At 38.1% G+C, this 16,239-nt stretch carries 13 protein-coding genes; 2 read left to right on the forward strand and 11 right to left on the reverse strand.

The window, feature by feature from the left end:
• The 11 genes from tnpA to D889_RS0113950 all read right to left on the reverse strand — a co-directional run.
• Positions 1–197 (reverse strand): IS66 family insertion sequence element accessory protein TnpA (tnpA, locus tag D889_RS15790; protein ID WP_018962428.1); only part of this gene is annotated, 197 nt, incomplete at its 3' end.
• Between the two features lie 171 nt (positions 198–368).
• The gene (locus D889_RS0113905; RefSeq protein WP_010632789.1) at positions 369–839 is read right to left on the reverse strand and encodes an ATP-binding protein; all 471 of its coding nucleotides are present in this window, start codon (positions 837–839) and stop codon (positions 369–371) included.
• A gap of 7 nt (positions 840–846) precedes the next feature.
• Complete coding sequence (locus D889_RS0113910) at positions 847–2,223, reverse strand: DDE-type integrase/transposase/recombinase (protein WP_010632788.1); 1,377 nt, start codon at positions 2,221–2,223, stop codon at positions 847–849.
• Positions 2,224–2,367: 144 nt separating this feature from the next.
• Positions 2,368–2,961: a DUF6431 domain-containing protein gene (locus D889_RS15920; RefSeq protein WP_345938778.1), complete on the reverse strand. Its 594-nt coding sequence runs from the start codon at positions 2,959–2,961 to the stop codon at positions 2,368–2,370.
• Positions 2,962–3,523: 562 nt separating this feature from the next.
• A complete protein-coding gene (locus tag D889_RS0113915; RefSeq protein WP_010632787.1) occupies positions 3,524–4,384 on the reverse strand; it encodes an ROK family protein in 861 nt (286 codons plus the stop codon).
• 77 nt (positions 4,385–4,461) lie between these two features.
• Positions 4,462–6,138 carry a glycoside hydrolase family 13 protein gene (locus D889_RS0113920; protein ID WP_010632786.1) on the reverse strand — a complete coding sequence of 559 codons (1,677 nt, stop codon included), beginning with the start codon at positions 6,136–6,138 and terminating at the stop codon, positions 4,462–4,464.
• A 41-nt stretch (positions 6,139–6,179) separates the two neighbouring features.
• Positions 6,180–7,652, reverse strand: coding sequence for a glycoside hydrolase family 32 protein (locus D889_RS0113925; protein ID WP_010632785.1), 1,473 nt, complete (start codon positions 7,650–7,652; stop codon positions 6,180–6,182).
• A gap of 138 nt (positions 7,653–7,790) precedes the next feature.
• On the reverse strand, positions 7,791–8,627 hold the full coding sequence (locus D889_RS0113930) for a maltodextrose utilization protein MalA (RefSeq protein ID WP_010632784.1): 837 nt from the start codon (positions 8,625–8,627) through the stop codon (positions 7,791–7,793).
• A 149-nt stretch (positions 8,628–8,776) separates the two neighbouring features.
• A complete protein-coding gene (locus tag D889_RS0113940; RefSeq protein ID WP_010632783.1) occupies positions 8,777–9,628 on the reverse strand; it encodes a sugar ABC transporter permease in 852 nt (283 codons plus the stop codon).
• Positions 9,629–10,936: a sugar ABC transporter permease gene (locus tag D889_RS0113945; RefSeq protein ID WP_010632782.1), complete on the reverse strand. Its 1,308-nt coding sequence runs from the start codon at positions 10,934–10,936 to the stop codon at positions 9,629–9,631.
• 114 nt (positions 10,937–11,050) lie between these two features.
• A complete protein-coding gene (locus tag D889_RS0113950) occupies positions 11,051–12,307 on the reverse strand; it encodes an extracellular solute-binding protein (RefSeq protein WP_010632781.1) in 1,257 nt (418 codons plus the stop codon).
• A 221-nt stretch (positions 12,308–12,528) separates the two neighbouring features.
• On the opposite strand from D889_RS0113950, the gene gtfA reads away from it, so the two are divergent.
• Both gtfA and D889_RS0113960 read left to right on the forward strand, forming a co-directional pair.
• Positions 12,529–13,968 carry a sucrose phosphorylase gene (gene gtfA, locus D889_RS0113955; protein ID WP_010632780.1) on the forward strand — a complete coding sequence of 480 codons (1,440 nt, stop codon included), beginning with the start codon at positions 12,529–12,531 and terminating at the stop codon, positions 13,966–13,968.
• 29 nt (positions 13,969–13,997) lie between these two features.
• Positions 13,998–14,975: a LacI family DNA-binding transcriptional regulator gene (locus tag D889_RS0113960; protein WP_010632779.1), complete on the forward strand. Its 978-nt coding sequence runs from the start codon at positions 13,998–14,000 to the stop codon at positions 14,973–14,975.
• Positions 14,976–16,239: the final 1,264 nt, after the last annotated feature.

The following is a 16,239-nucleotide window of genomic DNA, read 5'->3' on the forward strand; positions in this document are numbered from 1 at the left end:
CGAGAAACAGCGGTCCATCGGTTCCTTTTCGGTTCCTGTGTTTGGGCAGCAGCCCTGCGGCGCAGTTTCTTATGCCAATAACGAAATTGTTTCACCGGGATCTCTTGAGACCGACACCATTGCGCACCGTTCAGACCGCTGGATTCGAAGGATTCGATACGTTCTTTCCATAACAAATCTCGTTCGTTCAAGGTCATGAGATTCATCTCCATCTATCTTTGATGAATGTATTATCCCATGATCCGGATGACGATCCTAGGTGTCCATTATTTGACGCTTACTCTGATAACGCATTTGTATGCGCTGATCGACCGCTTCCAAGAGTTTAATTCGAAGCAGATGGCGTAGGCTGGGCTGACCCACAAGAATCAGGGCGAGCGGAGACAACGAGTCTTCTTTAAAATTGAGGATATACCGCAGCTCCTGAAGCATTGTTTCAGAAAATAGTGTGCTTCATCCAAAATAAGGACGGGTACTTTTTTCTCATTTTCATAAAGATCCAACATCAAAGATTGAAATTGGCGACGGGCATCCGTAGAGCGAAAGGCAGGTTTAATCCCAAAGTGTTGAAGCACCTCCCGGTAAAAAAGCTTCGGTGTCAGGGAAGAGTCGCAGAGATACAAATAGGGATGATGGATGGGATCCAGCTGATGAACAAGAGATCGGATCGACGTTGACTTCCCCATCCCGGCTTCTCCGGTCAGCAGGCAGAATTGACGGTGCTGCACCGCATACTCTAATCGGGCATTCGCTTCTTTTTGCGTGGCTGATGAAAACAAGTGTTGCGGGTCAATCTCACGTGTAAACGGGATGCCTTTCATTTCAAAAAAATCAAGCATTCTCTATTCACCTCTTTTCAGTTTTAGTTCTTAATTGAGCAAAACTTGTGGTGCCGAGTTGTTTGCGCTTGATTTCATCCTGCTCTTTTTTTAGCTGCTCCAGGAAACTGGACACTCCGGCAGGAGTTTCGTCACCTTCGTCATTTAACCATTTATGGTGCGATTGATTTTTGAAAACTGCCGGATTCGCATTTGGAAAGCGTTCTCCATCTTTCCAAATTTGAACGTTAGAAAGATCAAAGGGATTGTACCGAATCTGGATTCGCTGGCCCCTAAGAGAAGCATCCACATCAAACGTGTTGCCCTCCAGTTCAATTACTGATGTTTTTCTTACCGTGCGTTCCTCTTCCCATAAAAAGATTTCTTTCAGAGCTTCTGCTGGAAGATGCCTAAGGTTTGATGATTGGGATTCAAAGCGCTTTTTTGGTGTCTGTTGGGTTTCTCGATGAACGCGGTTATCGTAGGCCTCCAACCAGGAATACAGATAATCATTTAACTGTCTCAAAGTCGTCAATTTTCCTTGGTTGATCAATAGATTCGCTTCACCCGTGAAACTGCTATCTACATATTGGAAAAACTTCTCAATTTTCCCTTTTGATTCAGGCGAGAACGCTGTTGCGTGGGCCAGTCTGGTGCCCATGCGGGCACACATAATGGGAAGCTGTTTGGCATTGTAGATCGACCCATTATCGCAAAAGAAAAGATGGGGAACACCAAACTTTAGCACCGCTTTTTGAATACACCGTTCCAGTCTTGGATAGCGCTCCTCCATAAAAAATTCAGCATGCATGATTCGGCGACTGTGATCATCGATAATCGCAATGAGGTAAGCTTTTTTTCGTCGTTCCGGATGTCTGGGATCCGGCAGGTAGAGCGTGTGCTGTGTATCCGCTTGCCAGCAGTCGTTTGGTGCCCCATGTTCAAAAGCCTGGAATTCCTTTCTCACGGTGCGCGAAAGGTCTTTCCGGCTCCAGCCCTGTTCCTGAAAATAACGGGATAATGTTCGCGGCTTTAACACGCCTGCTTGGACTTTTCCCTCTAGTTCCAGCAGACGAATAATCTGTTCCACACTTCGGCTCGTGAGTTCTTTACGCAAATCAATGGCTCGCTGAAGGACCGTCAGGTCCAATTGATGCAGGCTGCCTTTTTTCGCTCGTAACTGCGGTTTGAGTCCATCAAATCCTTGTTTTTCATAAGTCCTCAAATATCTTTCCAGTGAGCGGAGACTCACCGTAGTACGTTCGCTGCCCGGGATAATATAGGTCTGTCTCGCAATTTCTCGCAAAAGGGCATACTGCTCTCCAGGTTGAAGCTGCCGCTGAACGACTGGGGCAATAAGCCCGAACCGAAACGCAGCGATCTCTTCTCGAATCGTTTCGTTCATCTCTTTCTCCTCTCACATCATCAGAATGGGACACAACCTCTATTTTTCGTTAAATTGACCCATAGAGAAAGAGACAAACTTTGTGGAGTAATAAAAAGGGAAATCATTCAATCTATTCCAAACGAACCGACACCTTGGGTGACTTCATCCAGGTCCTATCGGCCGGCGGAGATGGAGCAGGGATAAGAGCCTTCCTCTCCGAGGGATGTCTCCTCTGAAGGCAAAGGCCAGCAGGCCTTGAATCTCTTCATATGAGTTGATTCCTTCCCGATAAAGCGAAAGCAGGCTATCGCCTTCCTGGTTCTCCATCGCCCAGATATGACGTTGATTGATCCACCATAGACTCAGCCATTTCCGAAGCCTGTTTTTCCACCGATAAAGCGTTCTTAGCGAGACAACAGAAACCCCTTCAGTTGTTAAGCGTTCAGGTAGTTTAAAGATGGGAATGCCACTGATCAGGGCGCGACCAAAGCATTCATAGATGGGGTTTATGAATCTCGCCCAAGGAGCAAGAAAACAAGGGATTAAAGAGAGGGTCTTTCTACAACCTGCGCATCTACGGCGCATAATGGGTATCTGAAAAGATCGCCGGTGAGTATGAACCGTCCGTTCATACTTACCGTGTCGTCGCGTGTTTTGTCCACAACATGGACAGGGAACATCCTGACGATAAGCAGCAACAAATTGAATATATTTCTTGATCGTAAGCGGACATTCAAGTACAATAATCATGATCATAAGTGATAGAGTTGTTTGTCATCTCTCGGCCTGGAAGCGTAAGGGAGGCGAACAACTCTTTCCTTTTCTCAAAATATAACAAATACAACAAAGAGCCGACAACTCTATTGACCATTATACATAGGTCAGTTGATTGTCGGTTACTTTATTGTGATTTATCCGCCAAAATTTTTGACTGTAATTATCGATATAACGGCATTTAACTAGGCTGCAAACATCTTCCTAAAAGAATCCGGGGCATGAAATTTTCCTCACATGATCGTTTATAGTCGTTCATTATATATTCTTTTCTTAGATATCATTGAACAAAATACTCATGATTTCCTTTACTTACTACAAATTTCTTAGGCGGGCGTTAAATGGCTAATTTCTACTGTAATCTAGCAAAAGCTCTTAACAAAATAAGAACGAAAAACAAGCCATGGAGAGAAAGGCTAAGCCTTTCTCTCCACTTAATTCGGAAGTGTTTGTCACAACTTCCTATTTTTTTCTGTAGACAGATAACCGTCTCATTCATAGAGATCCAATCGTTACCTTCTTTGTTGTTTGTGTTCTGAAATAATTAATGTGTCAGTAGTTCTCTTGCCAGTAATAAGCACCCCGTAATTCCCGCATTATCTCGCAGCTTACAATGAACAATATATTCATCTATATCAGGTGTTTTTACATAATTGTTCATTTGGCTAGTAAATGAAGATTTAATCAATGGAAGTAGTTGGGGTTGTTTCATCACACCACCACCAAAGATAATCATTTCGGGAGCCAATGTTAAAGTAAGATCCACTGATGCCTGAGCTAAATAATAAGCTTCAATCTCCCATATTCTGTCATCAGCCGGGATTTCGAATGCTTTCTTTCCATATCTTGCTTCAATAGCTGGTCCGGCTGCCATTCCTTCCAAACAGTCTCCATGATAAGGGCATAATCCCTTAAATTGGTCATCACTATGGCGTCTTATCAACAAATGTCCCATTTCAGGATGTCCAAAGTTCTCCATAAGCTGTCCATTAATCACACCTCCCCCACCAATGCCTGTCCCAACTGTAAGATATATACAGCTGTTTTTCCCTAAAGCAATACCACGTTTCAATTCACCATAGGCTGCGACATTAACATCGGTTGTCCACACATACGGAATGTTAAAATGTTCCTTCATAACTCCAAGAAAATTATAATTCCTCCAGGATTTCTTTGGTGTTGTCGTGATATATCCATAAGTATTTGAATTCCTATTAACATCTATTGGTCCAAAAGAACCAATTCCCATTGCTGAGACAGGATGTTTATTAAAAAAGTCGAATACCATAGTCATTGTTTCTTTTGTGGAAGTGGTCGGAATTTCTACTCTATTTACTATATTTAAATCCTTATCACTGACAGCACAAACGAATTTAGTTCCCCCTGCTTCAATTGCACCATACATATTACAGTCCTCCAGTTATGGATATAATTCTCTTACTTAATTCAAATAAACCATTTAAAAATCCTTATTGATTCTAATCAAAACAGATAGACTCTGCACTCGTAAGGTTTTAAGCACAATCCATCTTTTATGTTTTCAGATTGATCAACTACATAATTACTAATCAATAATTTCTTTGCTTCTGACAGCTGAGGAAGCATTACCTTCTCATTGTTTCCATAAAAATTGCAAACGACAAGAAGTCTTTGATTTTTCCATGTTCTTAAATAAGCAAAAATGTGCGGTTCATTTCTAAGAATCAGTCTGTAATCGCCATAAACGATAATCTTATACTGCTTGCGTAATTGAACTAATTTTTGATAATAATAAAATATAGAATGATTATCAGACAGTGCTTGTTTTACATTTATTTTTTTGTAATTAGGATTGACCTTTATCCATGGATTACCACTAGTGAACCCTGCATTCTTAGTATCATCCCATTGCATTGGCGTTCTAGCATTGTCACGACTTTTAGCATATATTGAATCCATCACCTTATGTGGATCCATTCCTTCATCATTAACTTGTTTTTCATACATGTTCAATGTTTCAATATCCTTGTAATCGTTAATCGAAGAGTAGTGAATATTGGTCATGCCAATCTCTTCGCCTTGATAGATGTATGGTGTACCTTGCATCATATGTAACAAAGTTCCTAGCATCTTTGCTGATTCAACTCTATATGAAGTATCATTCCCAAAACGGGAAACGATTCTCGGCTGATCATGGTTACCCCAATATAAGCTGTTCCAGCCATTATTATGAAGAGCTGTCTGCCACTTGCTTAAATTCTCTTTTAAATCCATTAGATCCAACTGTTTGATATCCCATTTATCCTTACCCTTACGATGATCAAGATCCATATGTTCAAATTGAAAAACCATATTCAGTTCGTGACAGTCTGGTTTGGTGAATCGCTTAGCTTGATCTGGTGTGACATCTGGACATTCGCCCACCGTCATAATGTCATATTTTGATAGAACTTTTTGATTCATTTCTTTTAAAAAATCATGAACACGTGGGGCATTAGGCTTAAACGAATAATTGACCACTGGTCCATTAATAAAGTTTTCGTATGGTTCCAAATATGCTTTTTTTGAAATCATATTGATAACATCCATACGGAATCCATCTATGCCTTTATCCAACCAAAATTTCATCATGCCGTAAATCTGATTTCTTAATTTATTATTTTCCCAGTTCAGATCTGGTTGTTTCTTTGAAAATAGATGAAGATAGTATTCGCCTGTATGTTTATCATATTCCCATGCAGAACCGCCAAAAAATGAGCGCCAATCTGTTGGTTCTTTTCCATTTACTGCCGGCCTCCAAATATAGTAATCTCTATACAGATTATCCTTCGATTTTCGTGATTCAACGAACCAGGAATGTTCATCTGATGTATGGTTAACAACTAAATCCATTACAAGCCGAATTCCATTCTGATGCATTGCTTCTAGCAGCGTTTCCCAGTCTCTCATTGTTCCGAAATCATCCATGATCATTTGATAATTACTGATATCGTAACCATTATCATCATTAGGTGATTTATAAACTGGAGAGAGCCAAACAACATCAACGCCCAAAAGTTTAAGATATTTCAACTTCGAAAGAATACCGGGAATATCACCAATTCCGTCTCCATTACTATCTTTGAAACTCCGAGGATAAATTTGGTAAACAACACTTTCTTTCCACCATTCTGTGCCCATTTCCTACTTTCTCCTCTTTTCCTGAATCTTTATGTTTCAAATCAGCTATTAGAATTCATATTCTTCCAAATATCTTCCAATTCCCAAATAATAAAGTTTCGAATTTTGACGTTTCCGTTATTTGTGAATATTTGCATACCTTGATTTTTTTCAGTTGGATAGATCCTGCTAGTCAAGACAACATCTCCATCATTAACAAACACTTCGATAGATGAACGGTCTAAAAAAATATGAAACTTCAAACTCCCTTCTAAAGGCAGACTAACTTGCCGGATGCCTCTGGCTGCTTGTCCACTTTTCGTGAGATCCAAAATTAGTTTTTGAAATTTAGTGTCATAATGTATCACACTTTTTTCTGTCTGCCCAACCCGCAGACTTATGCCAAAATCGGAAGCTGATATTTCATCAAACTCTACCTCGATTTCTAAGAGATCCTCCTTAAAGGAAAATGTTTTTTCACCAATAATTTGCTCCTCTCTACAAGAAAGAAGTTGTCGAATGCGCAATAATTCAACCTCCTTAACAGGAGTCATACGAATTTTTTTGCCTTTTACAAGATTAATTTCGCGAGGTAATGTGAGAGCCCCTGCCCATCCTTCTTTCGCTTCAGGCATCGGGGACATCCACATATCCATCCAGCCAATCGCAATCCTTCGGCCCTTATTATCCTCGAAAGACTGAACAGCATAGAAATCATGACCATGATCCAATTCCGTAAAAGGTCCATGATTGAATATATTTGTAGAGTAATCGTAATCACCAATTAGATAGCCTGTTTGATACAGATTCTGATAATGATCACCCGATGGCTTAATTCCCTGAGGTGAAAACATCAGCACGTACTTGCCATCCAATTTGTAGAAATCCGGGCATTCCCACATGTAGCCCTGTGATCCATCACTCTGCGCTAGAACACCCTGGTATGCCCAATTTTGGAGATCTGTCGATCGATAAAGAACCACTTTCCCGATCCCGTCTTTCGTCGTTCCTACGACTAGATACCAAAATTGCCCATGTTTCCAAACCTTCGGATCTCGGAAATCACCAGAACCACTCTCCGGATGTTCCTGTATCACAGGATTCTGCAAATCCTTTTTAAAATGAGTACCATCAATGCTAAATGCTCTGCATTGTACTTCATTTGGTATTTTTTTTTCAGCATCCGCGTAATTGTGACCGGTATAGATCAAATTTAAAACACCGTCATCTTCAACCGCGCTTCCAGAAAAACACCCGGCAACGTCATTGCAATCTCCAGGAGTTAACGCAATAGGAAGCTGTTCCCAATGAACAAGATCATTACTCTTGAAATGCCCCCAATGCATCAATCCCCACTTTGCACTAAAAGGATTATGTTGAAAAAAAACATGATACTCATTTTCAATTTGAATCAGACCATTAGGATCATTAAGCCAACCCTTATGTGGGATGATATGATAACCTAAACGGTATGGTGAGGATAATCCATTTTCATTACCACGCTTTGAAACCAGACCTTTTTTTATCTCGTCCATAACATGTCTCCAATCAGACTATCTTCGTCTACCAAATACTAATGACAGCAGTCTTCAAAGATCATCTTCTCTGAAGAGAGTTGCATTGAGGGGAGCCTCAATTGTTTAATCTCCTGCTTAATCATAAGAGCAAAATAATTAATCCTGAAAACTTGTTCTCCAGAAAATCAACGTGAGCATGATAACAAGCCCAAGTGATTGAATCATTAATAATAATGTAATGTTGAAATCAACCAATGAAAAGGCTAATGTTGCTATTGATGGAAGACCTGCAGCCATAATAATCACTGAACCGGCTTCCCTTAATGACCCAATCGATGAATAATGAGATACTTTAGTCAACCACAAGATAAGTGTTACTATACCCATCAATAAAAGGTTTGCAATAAGTAAGCCAGCATAAATTAGCAATGAAATCGTTCCAACTAAAAATGGACGATACTGATTAAATAAAGCTTCACCAACAAATTCTTTAACATCTCTTGCATTTTTCATAGTTAATTGTACATTGTTGAGATATTTGAGATAGAAGCCAAAACCATTTTGATCTGTAATGACAAAACCGTGTTTTTTAAAAATGAGTGAATTGCTAAAACTGCTCATTTTTAAATGAAATCTGCTGCCCTGGACTTTTATACGATTTTTTAAGTCTACAGCTAAGAACGTGTGCATGTTTTTAATCTGAAAATCATTGCCCTTTCCGGACAAAGTACCATCTGTTAGCTGATAATCGCTAAGCCGTTGAGCGAAATCATCAGTAATACTTTTAGAGATTGAGGGGATTATATATTTTGTATTAATTCCACTCATGGAAGATAAAAATAAGGAAATTGGCACCATTAAACATCCATTCATAAAAACAAAGATAATTATTATCTGGAGCCAACTTAACATTTTTCTCTTAAGAAAAATTCGTTTCGGAAAAAATATTGCCATAAAAAAGTTAGCCGGAAATGGAAGATTTTCCCTCATCATTGATAGATCACTCTTTTTTTATTAATAACATTACAAAACAGATTCTTGATTTTTTCATGTTCCTTTCTGGCACAATCCTTTGTTAATTGGATTCCTACTGTGTACATTTCTCCCAAGGTAAAAGATGTTAATTGCCCCCTCATAATTGTTTAACCTTTTGTACCTCCTGAAGTTAAACCGGATACAAAATTTTTCTGAAGGAAAAAGAATAATATTACAATGGGTAATGCGGCAAGAATAGATCCCGCTGCGAACAAGGCCACCATTTGATTCTGGGGATCAATTATAAATTGTTGCAAGCCTACAGCTATTGTGATACTTGTTTGATCTACCAAAAGGAACTTAGCTAACAAGAAATCTCCAAATGGTGCCATAAATGCCCACAAAGCCTGAACCGCAAGCATTGGCTTTGCAAGAGGTAAAATAATTTGGAATAAAATTCTTAAGTGTCCTGCTCCATCAATTTTTGCAGATTCATCCAGATCACGTGGTATCGTATCAAAGTAACCCTTCATTAGCCATGTATTCATTGGGATTCCTCCTCCGATATACAGGAGGATAATGAACCAAAAGGAATCGAGTGCATGCAGCAGCATAGCTAGTACAAAAAACGCCGTTAATGCAGCCAATGTTGGAACCATTTGTATAATTAAGAACAGAATTAACCCATTTCTTCTCCCCACAAATCTGTATCTACTGAATGCATATCCAGCCATTGTGACAACGATCACTTGAAAGATCATAGTTCCAGTCGCAATGATTAGTGTATTACCATACCAGCGCAAGTATAATGTGTGAAAGAACAATCTTCTAAAATTATCAAGGGTCCAATGAGAATGTAGATTAAGTGCAAATGCGACAATATTTCCGGGTTGAAATGCTGATTGTACCGTTATTAATAGTGGATAAATAATCATAATACTCAATATAACTAAGAAAGCATAGGTGAAAAAGCGACTCCAGAACTTTTTTAAGACTTGACTTTTGCATAGGCCCTTCAACTACATCATCTCCTCACTATCAAAAGTATGGGCTTTTTTGAATACTGCCAGTGATACACCAACGACAATTATCGAAATAATAATAGTTACAGCAGAAGCCATTCCAAATTGAGGTGAGTCCCCAACGGTTAATTTGTATATCCAGGAAATTAAGATATCAGTTGTCCCAGCACCACCACCGACATCTCCTGGGCCTCCGGCATTAAATAGATAAATTATATTAAAATTATTAAAATTACCTGTGTACTGAGTTATCATTACAGGTGTTGTTGCGAACAAAATCATAGGAAGTGTGATCTTTGTGAATCTTTGCCAAAAATTTGCACCATCCATTTTTGCTGCTTCATATAATTCATTAGGTATAGATTGCAATACTCCAGTAACGATCACAAAAATGAACGGAAATCCTAACCATGTCTGTATCATTATCAATGCAGTTTTTGTCCAAAATGGATTAGTCTTCCAAGGGATCATTGGAATGTGAATAAATGGCAACAAGTAATTAATCAAACTAATTACTTGAATATTAATTGCTCCCATACTGTCATTAAATATGTTAGAAAAGCTCATAATCGTAATAAAAGCCGGCACTGCCCAAGGTAAGAGAAAGATAGTACGAAAAAATCTTTTACCCTTAACAAAATCTTGATTTACAATTACCGCCGTCAGAATTCCAAGAATGATCTGCAGAGTCGATGCTACTATTGCCCAGACAAGAGTCCACCAAAGAACAGAGATAAAAGTACTTCTGTATGCGCTTAAAAAGATCAGACTAAAGAAATTACTTAAACCCGTCCAGTCAATTAAATGTGCCGGCGGAGTATGAAAGAAATCATAATTTGTAAACGCCATAAAAAGCGTAACGAGCACAGGGAACACAATCACAAAAAGCATAACGATGTAGGCAGGAATAGTTAATATATATGGGAAGCCCTTCTGCCATACATTTTTAAGAATCGTTATACTCGAGGATTTCCGCGAACCATCAAGAAGATAAACTCTTGCTGTTTTTCTTGCGTCAATGATATTTAATATCCATACAACCAGGTAGATAAAGAGAATAATAATTTGAAGGGTACCCTCAACTAAAAAGAACATCGAATTATCTCTTATCGGTACTGTGCCTAGTGTCAAGAAATTTTGAATGCTTGAGATTCCAAATGTCAAGAGTTCTATAATAAACAGAATGTTAATAGACATGAAAATTATACCCTTAAGAGGTTGTTTATTATAAAATTGACCCAACCCTGGTATTATAGAAAGTATGCCTGCTTTTCGGATTGCCTTCTTGTTGATCTTGTTATCCATAGTCAATTATTTACCCCCAATCACTCATCTACTAAAAAAAGAGCTGCTGCATCCTCTCCTCACATTCAGATACAACAAACTCCTCACTTTTTTTCTGAATTAATCACGACAACTTTACTTCTGAAACTTTTGTTTTATCGTTGTTTTTATTGTGTTCACTGCTTTATCTAGTGCTGCCTTTGGCGTATACTTTCCTGAAGCCGCATTATAAATTGCCGGAGTCATATTGGCCCATACTACACTAGCCTCTGGTATTATCGGTAATGGCTCTGCAATCTTTTGTTGATCAATGATTGCTTTACTTAACTGATCTGATGCCGATTTCGATACTTTGTCTAGAGCCTGGGTATCAGCCGGATACACACCAACCATCTTGTATTGTAAATATTCATTTCTTGAATTAGTTACATATTCAACCCACTTTTTGGCGATTTGCGGATTTTTTGCATATGAAGATGCTACCCATGCTCTACCATCAGCAAAGGGAACATATTTATGACCGTTAGGAAGCTGCGGAATACTTGCAACGCCATAATTAATATTTGCTTTTTTAAAGCTTGGGACATCTAGCGGATCTGCAATAATTGCAGCAGCCTTTTTATTAATGAATTCAGTCCGAACAAAATTCCAGGCACTCGAAGAATCCTGCATTCCTTTAGGCCAGATATCTTTATACCAGTGTGTCGCGTATGTCAGTGCTTTCACAGAACCGGAATTATTTAAGCCAATATCCTTAGGGTTAGTATTTCCATTCCCAAACATGTAACCGCCATATGCTCTAAACGCACCGGATAGTATATAGTAAGCCGTCCATTCACATAGAAAAGCTGTGGATTTCCCTGGTTCTGATTTCAACATAAATCTCTTATCTTTCGTCAACTTTTCGAGATCATTGAATGTCTTAGGAGCCTTAGATATTAAATCTTTATTGTAAAACAACACCTGAGAGGAAACATAATCAGGAATGCCATAAATGTTATTGCCGAGAGTAACTAATTGCTTGTTCTTAGCACTAACATTATTCAAATTGCTTTTTCCGAATTGTTGCAGGTGACCCTCTGTACCGGCCGCAGCCATCAGATCGAAGGGAGACATCATTACATCTGGTGCTTTCCCAGCAGGACCATCAAGGTGTAAAGAATTCATCGTGTCGAACATGCTTGATACTGTCTTAACTTTAATTGTTACATTATTTTGTTTTTCAAATTCTGTTTTGATTTTATTAATATAAGGAACATAAATTGATTCAACTCCAACCGTCAATACCTTTTTCCCGTTATTAGCACTTGAACTCTTGCCGCAACCAATTAAAGAAAATACCAAGGTAAAAGCTATTAAGCCTACAAAGAACTTTTTAAATATTTTCACCATCTAACCCCCCTAGTACATTTTATGTAAGCCTTTTCAAACAAGGCAATTTTATATCAACCGGTTACATATGTCAATCGGTTGTCATATAATTTTTAAAATTATACATGCTAAAAAACATTTTAATATCAAGGGATTGATATGCGTAACCGGTTGACATATATTATAAATATAAAGCGCATACATTATAAGCTTGATACACGTAACTAATGGGGGGAGCAATAATGAGAGTTCAAAATAAAGTCATGTTAATTACGTATCCTGATAGTTTGGGGAAAAATTTAGCAGAACTGAATGAAATTCTAGACACTTACTTAAAAGGTGTAATTGGCGGTATTCACCTCCTTCCATTTTTTCCATCTTCAGGTGACAGAGGGTTTGCACCAGAATGTTATAACAAGGTTGATCCAAAGTTTGGCGGCTGGGAAGAAATAGAGAAAATAAGCGATAGATATTATATGATGTATGATTTTATGATTAACCATATTTCAAGAAAATCATCTTATTTTAAGGATTTTCAACAAAAAAAGGATACATCTAAATACAAAGATTTATTTATCCGATATAATAAATTCTGGCCAGACGGAGAGCCGACAAGGGAAGATATTTCCAGAATTTATAAAAGAAAACCCCGTGCTCCTTACACTGAAATTATATTTAAAGACGGAAGCAAAGAAAAATTATGGTGTACATTTAATGAACAGCAAGTTGATCTTAATGTTCAATCAGATACTACAAAACAATTTATAAAAGAAAATTTATCTTTTCTAGCAGGGAAAGGAGCCTCAATTATCCGGTTGGATGCCTTCGCCTATGCAATCAAGAAAATTGGTACAAATTGTTTTTTCGTGGAACCGGATATATGGCATACACTCGAATTAGCGAAAGATATGCTTAGCCCTTATAATGTTGCTGTTCTGCCAGAAATTCATGAACATTATACAATCCAGGAAAAGATCGCGCATAAGGGTTATTATGTCTATGACTTTGCGCTCCCTATGCTACTCTTACATGCAATATATTCTGGAAAAGCAGATCATCTTGCTTATTGGTTCAAGATATGTCCGAGAAAACAGTTCACAACACTTGATACTCATGATGGAATAGGCGTGGTAGATGTTAGGGGCTTGCTTACTGATGAAGAGATAGAAGAAACGAAAGAAAGTCTCTATAAAAAAGGTGCCAATGTAAAAAAGGTGTACAGCTCTGCAGCGTACAACAATCTTGATATCTATCAGATTAACTGTACATATTTTTCGGCTTTAGGCAATAACGATCAAGCATATTTACTTGCACGAGCAGTACAATGCTTTGCACCAGGTATCCCTCAAGTCTATTATGTCGGCCTACTTGCCGGAGAAAACGATATCGATTTGCTTGAAGCAACTAAAGAAGGACGTAATATAAACCGTCATTACTACACAAAACAGGAAATCGCTGAAGTAGTTCAGCGCCCAGTTGTTAAAAAACTGTTTCGCCTGTTAAAATTCAGAAATGAATTTCCCGCCTTCAACGGTGGTATTTCAATAACATTGAGAAACCAGAATGAATTGAATATTACATGGAAAAATGGTTCTTATCAAGCTGTACTTCAAGTGAATTTTAAAAGCAAAAAATTTAGTATCTATAAACTAGAGGATAATAAGCAATACATTTTGTTTTAAGCTCTATCACATAAGGGGGAACTTATTAATTGAAACCAAATATAAAGGATATAGCAAGATTAGCTGGAGTATCCTCAACCACAGTGTCCAGAGTTTTAAATAATCGTGGTTATATAAGTATACAAACAAGAGAAAAAGTACAAAAAGCGATTAAAAAACTCAACTATCACCCTAATGACTTGGCACGATCTCTTTATCATAAACACACCTATTTTATAGGACTGATTTTCCCAACTACTGCAAATCCCTTCTTTGGAGAATTAGTTTCCGACATTGAAAATGAATGTGCATCCCAAGGTTATAAAGTATTTCTTTGTAATAGCCTCGGTCGTGCTGATAAGGAAATTAAATATTTGAATATGTTGCAAAGGAATCAAGTGGATGGAATAATCGTAGGTGCACATAACCGAAATATTCCAGAATATCGTCAAGCTAACCTCCCGATTGTTGCAATTGATCGTTATCTATCCAATAAGATACCCGTTATTTCATCTGATAACTTTCTTGGGGGAAAATTAGCAACAAATTGGCTACTCGAACAAGGGTGTCGTAATATTATTCACATTTGTGGGCCGCACGAATTGGAGACACCTGCAAACAGACGTAGAGATGGATATGAAGAAGTTATGAGAAGTGCGGGAAAAAAGCCAATTATTTATGAACTGGCAGAAATGTTGCCTGATAATCGAACTGATGTTGTCAGAAGAGTATTTACAGAACAGCCAGAGGTGGATGGCATTTTCGCCAGTGATGATTTAATTGCTGCAACAGTTCTTTCTGAATCAAAAAAATATAGACGTCTAAATTGTAATCACATTAAAGTTGTAGGATATGACGGAACAGAAACTGTACGGACATGTTTACCTCAATTAACAACAATTGAACAGCCCATCCATCAAATAGCGTGGGAAGCTGTTCGAATATTATTAAGTCAAATAAATGGTGAATTTCAGAGCTCAGACAATGAAATTCTCCTTCCTATTAAGTTAGTTGTTGGGACACCTTAATGTTTGTTTAAAGAAGAAAACTTATATTCTTGTATTAAAAAACCTTAGGAGGCATTGATAGCGAATCAATTTCCCTGATCGACTGAATAAATGGCAGCAGCCAGACCATTGGACCTCGTCAGCTGATTTCATGAATTATGGCCGGTGTAATTTTCAGTTTCAGCCCCTGCTGACCACAGCTACCTAGCTGTGGTGATCGAGAAAAACGTCCAGGTGGGGTAACATTCCATTGAACCCCCCCTCTTAAACATGGACAGACAGCCCGTCAATTGATTTGTGCAGATCTGTATTCCCTTTGACCCTGATGAATTCCAGTGATATTATACCAAGGTCGGTGGATCCACACTTAAGGATTGATAAAGGTCCATCTGTTTTTTGGTCAGTTCGTCAACATGCTTGTGACCCCCGGGCTGTTTATAGAAGATACTCAGATGACTTTGTAATTGTACTTCCTGAAACTAGATGTAATTATGTTTGTGTTAATCAGATCAAGAATCAAATTATTTCAAAAAGTGAAAATGATCTATTTTTAAATATAGAGTCATCTAAAACGAAATTACTTCATTTTGTAAAAGACAATAGAAAAGTATATAAGGATAATACAACAATCGCTACTACAAGGGTATTAAATTACTAGCTAGAAATCTTGAGGAGAGGGCCATAGTTGAAAGTAATAACTATGTTCAATTGCGCAAGAAATATTTGCTTAGAAGAACTAGTTTAAACCAAAGACTTTTAGAAAAAGCAAAAGAAAGTCTGGATGAGGCAAAGAAGGATTCAGAAAAAGGTCGAAGTATCAAACAAAGAAAGAAAGTAACTATCATGTATCTATCTTCAAGACCTATAAAGATGAAAAACATGCTAAATTATGCTGTAGATGCACAGAAACTTTTTTCAGTCCCTATTCCCGGATGTGACTCAATATATGATAGAAGGATTGATAAAAAGGTCAAAAAACAAATTGGAAATTTTCAAAGAGAATTTAACCTGAATTATTCATAGAGCACTGTTTCCCTGTCATTTAGGCGGTAAAGCATAATAAAACAAGTGCATTTTTGTCCAAAACGGATCTGATGATCACCTGTTCTGTTTTTAAACGGGTTCCTCATTCCTTTTATACGATAAGGTCACTTTCCAGACGCCATTTGGGCAGACGGGTCCCGTGTTCTCCGAGAATGCATTAAATTTGATCCAATTTCTACCTGGATGACATTACTCTGGTTCCGGTAATCGATGGATCTGCAGCAGCGTCTGCCAAAACACT

Source organism: Sporolactobacillus vineae DSM 21990 = SL153, assembly GCF_000377985.1.
GTDB lineage: Bacteria > Bacillota > Bacilli > Bacillales > Sporolactobacillaceae > Sporolactobacillus > Sporolactobacillus vineae.

Bases quoted from the DNA above. Each gene is read 5' to 3' on its own strand.
- D889_RS0113915 (WP_010632787.1), bottom strand. From the start codon at position 4,384: ATGTATGGTGCAATTGAAGCAGGGGGAACTAAATTCGTTTGTGCTGTC.
- D889_RS0113910 (WP_010632788.1), bottom strand. From the start codon at position 2,223: ATGAACGAAACGATTCGAGAAGAGATCGCTGCGTTTCGGTTCGGGCTT.
- D889_RS0113905 (WP_010632789.1), bottom strand. From the start codon at position 839: ATGCTTGATTTTTTTGAAATGAAAGGCATCCCGTTTACACGTGAGATT.
- D889_RS0113950 (WP_010632781.1), bottom strand. From the start codon at position 12,307: ATGGTGAAAATATTTAAAAAGTTCTTTGTAGGCTTAATAGCTTTTACC.
- gtfA (WP_010632780.1), top strand. From the start codon at position 12,529: ATGAGAGTTCAAAATAAAGTCATGTTAATTACGTATCCTGATAGTTTG.
- D889_RS0113945 (WP_010632782.1), bottom strand. From the start codon at position 10,936: ATGGATAACAAGATCAACAAGAAGGCAATCCGAAAAGCAGGCATACTT.
- D889_RS15920 (WP_345938778.1), bottom strand. From the start codon at position 2,961: ATGATCATGATTATTGTACTTGAATGTCCGCTTACGATCAAGAAATAT.
- D889_RS0113925 (WP_010632785.1), bottom strand. From the start codon at position 7,652: ATGGACGAGATAAAAAAAGGTCTGGTTTCAAAGCGTGGTAATGAAAAT.
- D889_RS0113930 (WP_010632784.1), bottom strand. From the start codon at position 8,627: ATGATGAGGGAAAATCTTCCATTTCCGGCTAACTTTTTTATGGCAATA.
- D889_RS0113920 (WP_010632786.1), bottom strand. From the start codon at position 6,138: ATGGGCACAGAATGGTGGAAAGAAAGTGTTGTTTACCAAATTTATCCT.